The organism is Luteimonas suaedae, assembly GCF_008312895.1.
GTDB classification, from domain to species: Bacteria; Pseudomonadota; Gammaproteobacteria; order Xanthomonadales; family Xanthomonadaceae; genus Luteimonas; species Luteimonas suaedae.
On record NZ_VSSP01000003.1, the window covers coordinates 312,125 to 324,479 of the forward strand.

13 protein-coding genes and 1 tRNA gene are annotated in these 12,355 nt (G+C 63.5%); 5 read left to right on the forward strand and 9 right to left on the reverse strand.

Going from position 1 to position 12,355, the window contains the following annotated elements; genetic code table 11:
- Window positions 1–93: 93 nt before the first annotated feature.
- Window positions 94–1,056, reverse strand: coding sequence for a nucleotidyl transferase AbiEii/AbiGii toxin family protein (locus FXO19_RS07580; protein WP_149194458.1), 963 nt, complete (start codon window positions 1,054–1,056; stop codon window positions 94–96).
- Window positions 1,053–1,856 (reverse strand): type IV toxin-antitoxin system AbiEi family antitoxin domain-containing protein, encoded by an 804-nt coding sequence (locus FXO19_RS07585; RefSeq protein ID WP_149194459.1) that lies wholly within the window; start codon window positions 1,854–1,856, stop codon window positions 1,053–1,055. Before FXO19_RS07585 ends, FXO19_RS07580 begins: the two co-directional genes overlap by 4 nt.
- A 255-nt stretch (window positions 1,857–2,111) precedes the next feature.
- Here FXO19_RS07585 and FXO19_RS07590 point away from each other — a divergent pair, with 255 nt between their 5' ends.
- Together FXO19_RS07590 and FXO19_RS19185 are read left to right on the forward strand one after the other, a co-directional pair.
- Window positions 2,112–3,101, forward strand: a complete 990-nt coding sequence (locus FXO19_RS07590) for a helix-turn-helix domain-containing protein (RefSeq protein WP_149194460.1) — start codon at window positions 2,112–2,114, stop codon at window positions 3,099–3,101.
- Between the two features lie 253 nt (window positions 3,102–3,354).
- Window positions 3,355–3,516, forward strand: coding sequence for a hypothetical protein (locus tag FXO19_RS19185; protein ID WP_187775678.1), 162 nt, complete (start codon window positions 3,355–3,357; stop codon window positions 3,514–3,516).
- 289 nt (window positions 3,517–3,805) lie between these two features.
- Here the strand turns inward: FXO19_RS19185 and FXO19_RS07600 are convergent, their stop codons facing one another.
- The 3 genes from FXO19_RS07600 to FXO19_RS07605 form a co-directional block, all read right to left on the reverse strand.
- Window positions 3,806–4,318 carry a hypothetical protein gene (locus FXO19_RS07600; protein ID WP_149194461.1) on the reverse strand — a complete coding sequence of 171 codons (513 nt, stop codon included), beginning with the start codon at window positions 4,316–4,318 and terminating at the stop codon, window positions 3,806–3,808.
- The gene (locus FXO19_RS19540) at window positions 4,315–4,440 is read right to left on the reverse strand and encodes a hypothetical protein (protein ID WP_255516338.1); all 126 of its coding nucleotides are present in this window, start codon (window positions 4,438–4,440) and stop codon (window positions 4,315–4,317) included. Before FXO19_RS19540 ends, FXO19_RS07600 begins: the two co-directional genes overlap by 4 nt.
- Before the next feature lie 326 nt (window positions 4,441–4,766).
- Entirely contained in the window at window positions 4,767–6,734 is a 1,968-nt protein-coding gene (locus FXO19_RS07605) for a TonB-dependent receptor (protein WP_149194462.1), read from the reverse strand.
- Here FXO19_RS07605 and FXO19_RS07610 point away from each other — a divergent pair.
- Together FXO19_RS07610 and FXO19_RS07615 are read left to right on the forward strand one after the other, a co-directional pair.
- Entirely contained in the window at window positions 6,729–7,973 is a 1,245-nt protein-coding gene (locus FXO19_RS07610; protein WP_149194463.1) for a sensor histidine kinase, read from the forward strand. The two genes, FXO19_RS07605 and FXO19_RS07610, sit on opposite strands and share 6 nt — an antisense overlap.
- Entirely contained in the window at window positions 7,970–8,719 is a 750-nt protein-coding gene (locus FXO19_RS07615) for a LytR/AlgR family response regulator transcription factor (protein WP_149194464.1), read from the forward strand. The genes FXO19_RS07610 and FXO19_RS07615 overlap by 4 nt, the downstream gene beginning before the upstream one ends.
- Before the next feature lie 146 nt (window positions 8,720–8,865).
- Here FXO19_RS07615 and FXO19_RS07620 read toward each other — a convergent pair.
- Window positions 8,866–8,941: transfer RNA gene (locus FXO19_RS07620), tRNA-Ile, on the reverse strand.
- Window positions 8,942–9,132: 191 nt separating this feature from the next.
- On the opposite strand from FXO19_RS07620, the gene FXO19_RS07625 reads away from it, so the two are divergent.
- On the forward strand, window positions 9,133–9,501 hold the full coding sequence (locus FXO19_RS07625) for a SnoaL-like domain-containing protein (protein WP_149194465.1): 369 nt from the start codon (window positions 9,133–9,135) through the stop codon (window positions 9,499–9,501).
- Between the two features lie 156 nt (window positions 9,502–9,657).
- On the opposite strand, the gene rpoD is transcribed toward FXO19_RS07625, so the two are convergent.
- The 3 genes from rpoD to dtd all read right to left on the reverse strand — a co-directional run bounded on the left by rpoD (window position 9,658) and on the right by dtd (window position 12,248).
- Window positions 9,658–11,550, reverse strand: a complete 1,893-nt coding sequence (gene rpoD / locus FXO19_RS07630) for an RNA polymerase sigma factor RpoD (RefSeq protein WP_149194466.1) — start codon at window positions 11,548–11,550, stop codon at window positions 9,658–9,660.
- Between the two features lie 104 nt (window positions 11,551–11,654).
- A complete protein-coding gene (locus tag FXO19_RS19810) occupies window positions 11,655–11,798 on the reverse strand; it encodes a D-aminoacyl-tRNA deacylase (protein ID WP_255516339.1) in 144 nt (47 codons plus the stop codon).
- Between the two features lie 9 nt (window positions 11,799–11,807).
- Complete coding sequence (dtd, locus tag FXO19_RS07640; RefSeq protein ID WP_149194467.1) at window positions 11,808–12,248, reverse strand: D-aminoacyl-tRNA deacylase; 441 nt, start codon at window positions 12,246–12,248, stop codon at window positions 11,808–11,810.
- Between the last annotated feature and the right edge of the window lie 107 nt (window positions 12,249–12,355).

Consider the following 12,355-nt stretch of genomic DNA (forward strand, 5'->3'; position numbering starts at 1 on the left):
CGACTTCGTTGGATCGCCAACTGTTGCCCACCAATCTTCGAAAGACTAATGCAGCACATTGAGCCATGGGAATTCCATGGCGCAGCGCAGAAATTACGACTCGCGGCCAGCCCAACTTTCGCGGGTCTGCTCTGATTCGGATCCGGAATTCAGACGAGCGGCCAATGCATCGGCTTGTTCGGTGAACTTGCGCGGATTCGCTTTCCGCAGCTGTTCCAGGTTATGCATTTTCCAGCGAATGCCTGGCAGCTGATCGAGATGTCCGATGTCCAGCCGTGTCCATTCCGGCTCGCCGGCCGCAAGCGAAAGCAGGAACTGACGCTCGTTCCCGTCGAGTCCCTGCTGCAGTTCGCGCAACATGCGCTCGCGCGCCGCGAGCAATGCATCCAGCGGCACCGGCTCGACGGTCATGCCCTGGAATCCGTGCGCGTAATCGCCGCGCACGTCGCGCAGGGACGGAAACAACACCTCGTGGATCGGCCTGTTGTGGCTGGCCAGATAGACCACGAACGCGCGGCGGATTCCGGGCGTGATCCCCTCGTGTGCAAAGAGCTGCAACACGTCGAACAGGTCGCGCGGATGCTGCCGGTCCATTGCGGCCACCAGCTTGCCGCCGTACATATCCTCCAGCGACACCACCGGAATCTCCAGGTCGGCCAGCAGTGTCTCGCGTGCACTGGGCATCAGCGAGGCGCGTTGCACCGGTCGCACGGTACCGCGCAGTACGAAGTTGACCTCGATCTTCACCTCGATATCGCCGCGGCGCACCAGGAGCTTGGTCTCGGCGGCACCGCTGCCGAGGACGTGCGTCCTGAACCCGCGCGCGTTCAATCGTTCCTCGGCCTGACGAAGTGCTTCACCAATGCGTGCGAGTGCCGGCTCACGCGGCACCGTGTAGTCGGGGAAGACAAGGTCGAGATCGACCGACAGACGCGGCATGTCGCGGGCGAAGAGATTGATGGCCGTGCCGCCCTTCAACGCGAACGTCTCGTCCGCGAACACCAGCGGCGCGACCTGCGTCAACAGGCGCGCGGTCTCGAGGTAGATGCGGTTCATGGCTTGAGCACCAGCAGGCCATCGTCCGAACTGGACACCCAAGGCCGGTCGCTGCCGGTCGGCAGCGTGCCCGGGTCGAGCTTGGCGGCCCACGGCAGGGACAGCTCGCGCCCGAGTTGCAGACATAACCGCACGGTCTTGACGCTGGTGCAACGCTGCAGCAGTTCGCGCAGCACGTCGGCGCGTAACCCGTAGGTACTTTCGGTCAGTTCGCGGGCCTCCTGCAATGGCTGGCGCACGCCGACCTCGCTCAGTAGTTCCAGCAGCGCCCGCTCCGGTGCCGAAACCTGCGGCGCTCCACTACGCTGCTCGAACGGCCCTACATGCAGCATGGCGGTCGGGCGTTCGTCGAAAAGCCGCTTGCGGTGATACGCCGCTGGGAAACGCGAGACGAACCAGTCCGGCAACTTGCCGGCCGCCCAACCGTACAGGGCCAGGACCGGCCGCTCGGACAGGTAGTGGCGCACCCCGTACCAGTCGAGCGCCGACTTGCCGCCAACGTGCAGCCCCGTGAGCCTGCGCTGCAACAGCAGCAGACTGGGATGCAAAGCCAAGGTGTCGTTGGGCCGGCAGAACACACCGCGCGCCAGGCGCATCAGCCATCCGGCTCGCACGTAGTGGACGGCCAGGTCGGCAGACACTCCCAGCGCCGCCAAGTCTTCCGAAGTCAAAGGAGCGCCAGACGGCCAACTGGCCAAGAGCTTGCTTAATTTATTTCGTTTAATCGTATTCACACTACGATTAGTAGCACTTTTTTTAAGAAAAAACCAACTTTGAAGCGTACCCGCCAATCGCAGCATAACTACGATTATTTTCTCTTTTTTAAATATTTGCCGGCTAAGGGGTTACCGCAAGCACGGCTCAGCGGAACGTTGTAATGACCCAGTCGATTCAGCTGACTGGATGAAAGCCTGAACTACACCCGGGTAGATGAATAGGGCTATGAGCTGCTCTTTAGATTTAGTAAATTCTATTGCATAGCTAGGCAATCTGAGATAACCTCGATTTCCAGAATAGCCAGGTGATTTACTAAAGTATCCCACTAGGAGTCAGCGATGGATAGCGAAGCGTTAGTTCAATTGGCATTGAATGCCTTGTCCTGCAATCAAAAGGAACTTGGCCTTCGCCTCGGGGTGTCGCCAACGCAGATCAGTAAATGGAAGAAAGGCGAGCACATGTCATTGGACATGGCAGAAAAGCTGCGTGAACTCGCCAACATTGGTGACAGAGATCCTCAGTTCGTGATCTGGGCTGGTTCCCTGACGGAGGCAGACAAATGGGAGCGTTTGATCCGATACCTCGCCGAACGGGCCTACGAGGGCGGAGAGACTGGGTACAACACCTACCCTCTCGGCGATGAGGAAGGCCAGCGAGAGCTACTGTGCTGGTCGACATTTCATACGCTCATAGAGATGGGGGTGACCATTCCGGAACGATTTCCTGAAGAGCTAGATGTCGAGTACGAACTAGATGATGAAGACGAGGACACGATCCAAGACCACGAAAGCAGGGTCTCCGTCATCATCGAGAACAACCCATACTCGAGCACGATCGACAAGCTGTACCACTCGCTCAATAACGTCTATGGTTTCTATGCAGCCTACATGTCCGAACTGTTCTATGACGAAGAACTCGACTTGATGGGTACTCCAGCTGAGAACATCGAACCATGCTTGATGTCGCTGGCGGCATGCAAAATCGAGGTGGACACGCAGTTCGCACCGAACTTCGCTAGGTTCCGCGCACGAGTCAAGAAGGAGTACAAGGAATGGATCGACATTGCCAAAGACATGGCTTTCCGCGCTGGCGTGCCATTGAGGGCGGAACTGTTAGACCTCGTCTACGACTCCGACGATTCCCTTGGTCATGAAGCCGAAGCCGAAAGTCTCGGATTCAATGCGTCGCGCATACATCCGGATGTATACATGAACGAGTTGCTGGTCGGCATGCGGATCATTCATCAAGTCTTGCCGGCAATCATGAAAAAGCTGGGCGTTTATGAAGAGTTCGAACTGGATACCACCAAACTTCGCCTGGGCGATTGACCCCTGCTTCTGGTTTCATTCGGCGCGAGGGCAGCGCTGAGCGCAGTTGCGCCATTGGCGCCAATGAGTTGCCCAAAGCCATCTACAGAAGCTTGGTCGATTTAGGGGAAGTCCCCACCACTCAGATGCCGTATGGCCAATCTTGATCGTACGGTCAATCTTGATGATGCCCGGGAAATTTGGCTAAGAACAGTCAAATCTCCCTGTACCGCACATCACACTAATGTGCACTCGGGTCGTCTGAATGGAAGGAGTGGAGTTCCCGCTAGTCGAGGACGAGCCTGCCCTGGTCAACGGCGATCTCGCGATCACGTCGCGCCGACTGCCCAACGGCGACGTTCCGGTGGAGGTGGCCCGCCGCCAACGTGACGGAACCTGGCGCTGGGTGCTGGACAACGCGAACGTGCTCAGTTGAAAGAGATCGGCAAGCCGCGCTCAAGGGCCACTTGGCCGTGGCTCCGGCAGCTTGATGAATCTCGGGCGCATCGAAATCGGCCAGGCGAACCTCGATCCACTCACTAGTCGCCGTCGCCTACGTACCGGCCCATGCCGGAGAACCGCACACCGGCCTGGCCTGGCAGAGGTGCGCGCCTAGATTCAGGGTTAGCAGTCTCTTCAGGTTCTCCATAGAGCCCGATCTCGCTTCGACGGCATATCGACTCCCAACAGAGCCCGCGCGGCGCGAACGTGCTCGGTAGTGACGATTACTGCGCGGCTGGGGCAGCGCCCCGCCGCTTCATCTGATACTCCGCCTGCAACCTCCAGGTCTTGCCGCCATCGCTGGACGCCTCATCGCGCCAGACGAAGGAATCGGGCCGGATGTCATTGGCTGACCACCGCGATTGCCCGCTGCCGAAATCCTCGGTTTCGAGCACGAACCGGTCGTGTCCCACCGGGCCGCCCGTAAACCTGGCGACTGAACCGTGTTCCGGATCGACGAAGGCCGAGCGCCACGCTCGCGACTTCGGATCGAGCCAGTGCAGGTTCGTGTAGACCTCCCGATCCTTGCGTGTCCCGGAAGGATCGACGATCCAGAGAATCTGGATGGCGCGCCCGTCCATGACCCATCCGACGATGAATTCACCTGTGCGGTGAGTCGTCTCGCCGTCCTTCGCGAAGTGGGTGTATTCGACATCCCACGTTCCGACGAGGCGGCCGACGACCTCCGCCTGATCGCCCAATGAGGGATGCGGGCCGGTAGCGTCGAGTTCGGTCACCAGACCGAGGCGTGGATCGGTGGCAGGCGCGCGCCGTCCTGCCCGGTTGCCGCCACGCGGCTGCAAGCGCCCAGCGAAGACAACAAGGCTGCAGCCACCAGCCACACTGCATGCTTCTTCATGTCAGTAGTCCCGTTTCCGAAATTCGGAGAGTCAGTGTAGGTGCGAACGACGCACGGACCGAGACCGCTTGCTGCACCGGAATGGCGACTCGCTGCATGACCGTTGCAGCTCCTCCTTCCGGCCATCGTCGAGATGCGCCTGGCTCATGGACGTCTCGGCACTCAGGCTTGAGATCCGAAGGATTGCCGCTTCTCGGCGGTGCCGCTGGATTTCCGCGTTGAATGGGTGCAACAACCCGCGACACGATGCGACGGGTGTGCCCGGATGGAATCCCGCAACTCGACGAGCCGATTTCCGTGACGGCGTTTCCCTCGCGCGAAACGTCCTAATCATTTGCGCCAAGGGCGACCGTGAGCACCGCCCGCACGGTGCGCGACGGGACGGGCGAAAGGAGCCCGGACGACGCGACCAGATAACCCTCTTCGCCGAGGAGGTTCGAGCCCAGGATGCGCAGGTCGGCCCGGCGGCCGCCGAGCATGAAGCCATGGCGCAGGCCCAGACTCAGTGTCGTCACGGCCGGCGCCTTGAAGCTGTTCGCCGTGTCGGCCCAGCGCTCGCCCATGTAGCTGACCGTGGCATCCAGCGACCAGTCTCTTCCGAACCGGCGCACGATGGTGGCGTTTGCGACGCGCTGGGAGACGCCCACGTCATGCGAACCGACCAGGCCGGCATCCACCAGCGTGCCTGTGAGTTCGGACTCGAAGGCGACGACGCCCGCCAGGATGCTGGTCTCGGGAGTGAGCTCCCCCGCGATCGAGGCCTCGAAGCCGCGATGGCGGACCTCTCCGACGACGCCGAACGTACCGTCGAGACGAAATCCCTGGCTGGGCTTCGAAACGTCGAAGAGCGCAGCGATCAGGGTCAGCCGCGGGGAAAGGGCGTAGCGCGCGCCCAATTCGAGTTGCTCCGCCTCCACCGGTGGCAGGACTTCCTCGCGGTTGATCGCGGACGCGGGCGCCGATCCGCTTTCTTCCAGCCCCGTCACCCAGCTCCCGAACACCGCGGCGCGGTCGGTCAGGTTGACGACGGCGGAAGCGTTGTAGTGCGTCGTCTCGCTGAGGCGCTCGCTCGTCGCGCCGGACGTCGAGAGCACCGTCTTGTGATAGCGCGTCCGGTGCGCCGCGAGGCGCAGCTGGATCCGGTCGCGCCAGGCGAGGCCATAGCCTGCCGAGGCGGTAGTTTGCGTAACGGTGTCTTCGCCGCGCGTGCCGGACCATGGGCGTTCCGGCACATCCGGCGGGTCGCCGGTGACGAGGTCGAAAGCGCCCAGCGGAATGGCGAGGCTGGAGGCGAGCTCGGTGGTGGTGTGCCGGCCGCGCAGCGACAGCGCGATGTGGTTTCCGAAATCGCCCGTATCGAATGCGCGCCCCAGCCGGATCTCGCCGGTATTCGAGACCCGGTAGTCGCGCCTCGGGGTCCGCAGCGTGGTGGCGGTAGCGTTCCCCTGCGCGTCCGATGAGATCAGCGTGTTGTCCGCATTGTCGAGGGAGAAGATCGAGCGGAAGGCGGATGCGTCGACGGTGAAACCGCGGAGCTCGCCGCGGTAGAGGAGGCCAAGGTTGGTGGTCGTGGCAACGGTCCGCGCCCAGTCCGGCGAATACTGGTGCAGCTTGCGCAGGTTCGGCGGGATCGCCCCTGTGGTCGGGATGACCGCATAGTCGCCGTCATATTCGCGGTCATTGACCGATCCGAACACCCGCAGCCGGTGACCGGGCGCGACGTTCCAGCCGACCACGGCGCCGCCATTGATGCCCGAGCCGCGATAGCCTTGCGCGAGATGCCACACGGGGCGCCACGCGACGCCGCCGGCGAGGCTGAACGCCCCTGCACGCCACGAAACGTCACCCTGGACCACGCGCGTGCCGAAGTCGCGAAAGCCCACGCCTACCCGCAGCTCGTTCGTCGGCCCGGCCTCGCGCAACCGATAATTCACCACGCCCGAGGGCGCAGGGTAGGGGAGGCGCGCGGCGTTCACTCCGACGCGCACGCTCACGCCCGCCAGAATCGTGTCGTCCAGTCCTTGGGCACGACTGAAGTAGGCGTCGTCGATACGATAGGCGCCGCTGTCATTGAGATCGAAGCCGCGCACCTGACTCTCGGTATAGAGACCCGATTGCTCGATCCCGGCACGCTCGCCGAACGCGTCCGCAGCGCTGGCGACGGCGTTGTCCTGGGCAGCCGCCGGCGCGGTGGCGGCAAGTGTCAGAACGATCCCTCCGAGCCGTGACAGGGGCGCGATGGCACCAGCGCGCACGGGGAACCGTGAAAACAACCAGGGGCGCGTGCCGTGCATGAAGTGCTTCCTCTCGCCATTGCCGCACCCAGCCTAGGGGCGCCGATCGCGCAGGCGAAGGCAGCTCGCTGCAGCCATCCGGCGTTTCGCTGCATCGATGCGTGCCTTCTGTTTGCTTGGACTAATATCGCCGGCATGAGCCACGCCGCCGCTCCTTCCGCGCAGACCATCAGCTGGCGATGGATCGCCGTGTTCTGGTCCGCCGGCGCGGTGTTCGAGGCCACCCAGTCCGTCTTGATCCTGCATGCGCTGGGAAGGCATGGCGGAGAACTGCTGCTCTTCGTGACCGAAATGGCCGCTTGGCTGCCTTGGGCGCTGGCCACCCCATTCGTCATCAACCTGGCCAGGCGCCGCCCGATCATTCCTGCCCCCACGGCGCGAGGCGTCGCTGCCCACCTCTTGGCGTTATTCGCCATCAGCATGATCGCGGAGGCGTGGTCTGCGGCACTGCAGATGCTCTTCAATCCCTGGACGCATCGGCAGGCGCCGACATTCTGGGACACGTTGAGCGCGACGCTGGTTTTTCACGGGTTGATCTGCGTGTTCGCCTATGTGCTGATCCTGGCCATCACCTATCTCGTGGACTCGCGGGACAAGGTCGCGCGCAAGATGGCCGAGACCGCACAGCTCAACGCAGAGCTTTCGAAAGCCCAGCTCGCGGCGCTGTGCCGCCAGATGGAGCCGCACTTCATGTTCAACACGCTCAATTCCATCGCCGGGCTGGTGCGCGATGGCCGCAAGGCAGCGGCGGTAGGCATGATCGTCGGCCTCAGCGAAATCCTTCGCCGCGCATCCCAGGACTTCCATAGGCCGGAGGTGACGCTCGCGGAGGAGGTTGAGTATCTTCAGCGCTACGTCGACATCCAGAAGGTCCGCTTCGGAGAGCGCCTTGGGTACAGCGTGGATATTCCGGAAGCACTGATGGACACACGAGTCCCGAGCCTCCTGCTTCAGCCTCTCGTGGAAAACGCCATCAAGCATGGGCTGGCGGAGCGGGTGGCGGGCGGAGAGATCCGCGTTGCGGCAGAGACAAAGGATGCGGCCCTGCGCCTGAGCGTCTACAACGACGGCTCGGGCTTCGCAGCCGATTGGGAGTCGAAGAGCGCCGGCGTCGGCCTCGCAAACCTGCGCCGGCGACTGCAGATCATGCACGGCGAGGCTGCCGATCTCCTCGTCAGGAACGTGGAGGGCGGCGGCGTCGAAGTGGTCGTGACACTGCCCCTGGTCGATGCCGCATGACGCCGCCCGACCGGCGCGGCACGCCAATCAGCACCCTCGTCGTCGACGACGAGCCCCTCGCCCGGCGCAATCTCACGCTCTTGCTGCGCCGCGACCCCGACATCGGATCGATCGAGGAATGCGCCTCGGGGGCGGAGGCCGTCGAGGCCATTCGGCACCGGAAGCCGGATCTGGTGTTTCTCGACGTGCAGATGCCCGAGTGCGGCGGCTTCGATGTCCTGGAATTGCTGGGCGCCGATCTGCCCCAGACGATCATCTTCGTGACTGCCCACGATGAACATGCGCTGTGTGCCTTCGAGGCTGGCGCGCTCGACTACCTGCTGAAGCCTTTCGATGACGCGCGTTTCATGAGGGCACTGGCCCGCGCGAAGGAGAAGATCGCGCACTATGCGTCGCACCGGCAGGCGCCGCGCCGGGTCGTCGTCAAATCGCCGGGGCGGCTGCTTTTCATCGATGTGCCGGACATCGATTGGGTGGAAGCCGCGAGCTACTATGCCTGCCTGCACGTCGGGCGCGAGACGCATGTGATCCGCCGCACCTTGTCGGAGCTCGAGCGGGATCTCGGCGACGCCTTCATCCGCATCCACCGCTCGACCATCGTGAACCTCGAGCGCGTCCGCGGGCTCGCGCTTCAAAGTTCGGGAGAATATGCGGTCGTTTTGCGCACCGGCGTCGAGCTGCCGGTGAGCCGCCGCTACAGAAAGCCGCTGCACGAGCGCTTGATCCCGGCATCGCCTCCCGCATAGCCGGGAGCCGGGCGAGTGTGCGTGCCTCTTCCGGCGTTGCACTCCGGATGCAATGCGGCTGGCCGGGGCCTCGAACGAAAACCCCGTGATCCGGGGTATCGCATTCAGCCGGACTGTATCGGATCGACTGCGGTGTCTCGACCGGATGGTGGGCCCGCCAGGACTCGAACCTGGAACCAAAGGATTATGAGTCCTCTGCTCTAACCATTGAGCTACAGGCCCGCCGCTGCGGAATTATCCACTTTTCCGCCGCCGGGGTTGCGATCACGTGCCGGCCGGCCGGCGCACAGCGGAGCGGACCACGCTCTACGGACCGGCGCCGCCTGGTGCGGCCCGGCGATCGCCGCTCGATCGTCTCAGCCCATGCGACCGGCCCGGATAGACTGCGCATTCCACCCGCCCGGAGCTGAACCATGAACACCCAGCAAGTCGCCGAACGCCTGGTCGCGCTGTGCCGCGAAGGCAAGTACGAGCAGGCCCAGCAGGAGCTGTACGCCGAGGATGCGGCAAGCATCGAGATGGAAGGGTCGCCGGCGGGCACGGCCGGCAACGTCAAGGGCATGGATGCGATCCGCGAGAAGGGCCGCAAGTGGATGGAGAACATCGTCGAGGTCCACGGCGGCAGCGTCAGCGATCCGGTGGTCGCCGGCGACTGGTTCAGCGTCGCCATGGGCATCGACGCGACCTACAAGGACATGGGGCGGATGCCGATGGAGGAGATCTGCGTGTACCAGGTGCGCGACGGCAAGGTCGTGCGCGAGCAGTTCTTCTACAATGTTTGAGAGCCGTGATTCGTGGATTCGTGATTGGTGATTCGTAATTAGCGAATCGAGCACGGCAAGGGGTACAACGGCTTTTGGCCGCTCCAAAGACGAAACCCGCCGAGTGGCGGGTTCTGTCTTTGCGAATCACGAATCACCAATCCCCAATCACGGCCTTCAATCAATGTCGAGGAAGCTCCGCAGCTGCTCCGAGCGGCTGGGATGGCGCAGCTTTCGCAGCGCCTTGGCCTCTATCTGCCTTATACGCTCGCGGGTGACGTCGAACTGCTTGCCGACCTCCTCGAGGGTGTGATCGGTGTTCATGTCGATGCCGAAGCGCATCCGCAGCACCTTGGCCTCGCGCGGGGTGAGGCCGGCGAGCACGCCGTGCACGGTCTCGGACAGATTGATGTTGGTGGTGGCCTCGACCGGGGACTCGACGTTGATGTCCTCGATGAAATCGCCCAGGTGCGAATCCTCGTCGTCGCCGATCGGGGTTTCCATCGAGATCGGCTCCTTGGCGATCTTCATCACCTTGCGGATCTTGTCCTCGGGCATCTCCATTTCCTTGGCCAGCTCCTCCGGCGTGGCCTCGCGGCCGAACTGCTGGAGCATCTGCCGGGAAATGCGGTTGAGCTTGTTGATCGTCTCGATCATGTGCACCGGAATGCGGATGGTGCGCGCCTGGTCGGCGATCGAGCGGGTGATCGCCTGGCGGATCCACCAGGTGGCGTAGGTCGAGAACTTGAAGCCGCGGCGGTGCTCGAACTTGTCGACCGCCTTCATCAGGCCGATGTTGCCTTCCTGGATCAGGTCCAGGAACTGCAGGCCGCGGTTGGTGTACTTCTTGGCGATCGAGATCACCAGGCGCAGGTTGGCCTCGACCATCTCCTTCTTGGCCTTGCGCGCCTTGGCCTCGCCATAGGCCATCGCCCGGTTGATCTCCTTGAGATCGACCAGGGTCACGCTCATCGCCTTCTCGATCGAGGCGATCGCTTGCTGCTCGGCGACGATCTGGTCCTTGACCTCGCGCAGGCCCGACGACCACTTCTGCTTGCGCTTGAGCATCTCGTCGACCCAATCCGTATTGGTCTGGTTGCCGTCCCAGGCGCGCAGGAAGTCCTTGCGCGGCATCTTCGCCACGCGCGTGGACAGGTCGAGGATGCGGCGCTCGTGGTCCTTGATCTCGCCGACCACCTCACGCAGCTTGCGCACCAGGGTGTCGGTCAGCGGCAGCGGCAGCTTCAGGGTCATCAGCTGCGCGGCCATCTCCTCGCGCAGCTTCAGCGCCGACTTGTGGGTCGGGCCGTACTTGGCGTAGGTCTTCTGGAACTTGGTGTACAGCGTCGCCAGCACCTCCATCCGGCGCGCGACCTCCTCCGGATCCGGACCGGTCGGGCCGGCCTCCTCGGTACTGTCGTCGTCGTCGTCGGATTCGCTGTCGTCGTCGCCGTCGGCATCCTTCTGCGCCGCGGCGCCCTTGGCGTCGCCCTTGCCATCGCCGTTGGCGGCGACCGGCGGCTCGTCCTCTTCGTCGAGATGGTCGTTGAAGCCGACCACGATCTCGGCCAGGCGCTTCTTGCCCGCCTTGTGCAGTTCGTAATCCTCGAGCAGCAGCTGGATCGACCACGGGAAGCTCGCCAGCGAGGCCAGCATCTGGTTCAGGCCCTCCTCGATGCGCTTGGCGATCGCGATCTCGCCCTCGCGGGTCAGCAGCTCCACCGTACCCATCTCGCGCATGTACATGCGCACCGGGTCGGTGGTGCGGCCGCCCTCGGCATCGAGCGCGGTCAGCGTGGCCGCGGCCTCTTCGGCGGCGGTGTCGTCGACGTCGCGGTTGCCGCTGGACTCGCCGGCAAGCAGCAGCGTCTCGGCATCGGGCGTGGTCTCGTGGACCGCGATGCCCATGCCGTTGATCATGCCGATGATGTCTTCGATCTGCTCCGGATCGACGAGGTCATCGGGCAGGTGATCGTTGACCTCGGCATAGGTCAGATAGCCCTGTTCCAGGCCCTTGCTGATCAGCTGCTTGATGTCGGACTGCGGTGCCGTCTGACGTTCATTGACCATAGGATTGCGCTACCAGGCAGAAGGAAAAAGTGAACCCGTAATTATACCAGTCGGGGCGCCCTGCCGTCCCGGCGGGCGCGATTCGACCGCTGCGGGACGGGTGGTCAGGACCGCAGCAGGAAGGTCGCCGGGCCGTCATTGGCCAGGCTGACCTTCATATGGGCATCGATGCGGCCGGTTTCCACCCGCACCAGGAAGAAAGCAGGCGTGCAGATGGTCCTGAACGCACCGCCGCGGGTCGCTGCCAAAGCGCCCGCTCATGCCCTGAGCAGGAAGGTCACCGGGCCATCGTTGACCAAGCTGACTGCCATATGGGCACCGAAGCGGCCTGTTTCCACCCCCAATGGATGCTTTTCGCGGCAGATCGCTGCAAGAAGCCTGAAAATCCGTTCAGCTTCGGCCGGCGCGGCGGCGGTGCTGAACCCCGGGCGCATGCCCGAGCCGGTGTCGGCGGCGAGGGTGAACTGGCTGACCAGCAGCAAACCGCCGGCACTGTCGGCCAGTGAACGGTTCATCCGCCCCTCGTCGTCGGCGAACACCCGGTAGCCCAACAAGCGCTCGGCCATGCGCCGCGCTCGCGGCTCGTCGTCGCCCGGCTCGACGCCGACCAGGGCGAGCAGGCCGGGGCCGATCGCCCCTATCGTTTCGCCGTCGACGCTGACGCTGGCGCGGGTGACACGCTGGATGAGGCTGAGCATGGGCGGGAATCGGGAATCGGGAATCGGGAATCGGGAATCGGGAATCGGGAAAGCGTAATCCTTTTGCTCGCCGCGCCGAATACGGCCGGCCTTTGCTCGTCATCCCG

What these genes read in the sequence shown, in the direction of transcription:
- FXO19_RS07605 (WP_149194462.1), bottom strand. Translation starts at nt 6,734, where the DNA reads ATGCACGGCACGCGCCCCTGGTTGTTTTCACGGTTCCCCGTGCGCGCT.
- FXO19_RS07615 (WP_149194464.1), top strand. Translation starts at nt 7,970, where the DNA reads ATGACGCCGCCCGACCGGCGCGGCACGCCAATCAGCACCCTCGTCGTC.
- FXO19_RS19540 (WP_255516338.1), bottom strand. Translation starts at nt 4,440, where the DNA reads ATGAAGAAGCATGCAGTGTGGCTGGTGGCTGCAGCCTTGTTGTCTTCG.
- FXO19_RS07585 (WP_149194459.1), bottom strand. Translation starts at nt 1,856, where the DNA reads ATGCTGCGATTGGCGGGTACGCTTCAAAGTTGGTTTTTTCTTAAAAAA.
- rpoD (WP_149194466.1), bottom strand. Translation starts at nt 11,550, where the DNA reads ATGGTCAATGAACGTCAGACGGCACCGCAGTCCGACATCAAGCAGCTG.
- FXO19_RS07580 (WP_149194458.1), bottom strand. Translation starts at nt 1,056, where the DNA reads ATGAACCGCATCTACCTCGAGACCGCGCGCCTGTTGACGCAGGTCGCG.
- dtd (WP_149194467.1), bottom strand. Translation starts at nt 12,248, where the DNA reads ATGCTCAGCCTCATCCAGCGTGTCACCCGCGCCAGCGTCAGCGTCGAC.
- FXO19_RS07625 (WP_149194465.1), top strand. Translation starts at nt 9,133, where the DNA reads ATGAACACCCAGCAAGTCGCCGAACGCCTGGTCGCGCTGTGCCGCGAA.
- FXO19_RS07590 (WP_149194460.1), top strand. Translation starts at nt 2,112, where the DNA reads ATGGATAGCGAAGCGTTAGTTCAATTGGCATTGAATGCCTTGTCCTGC.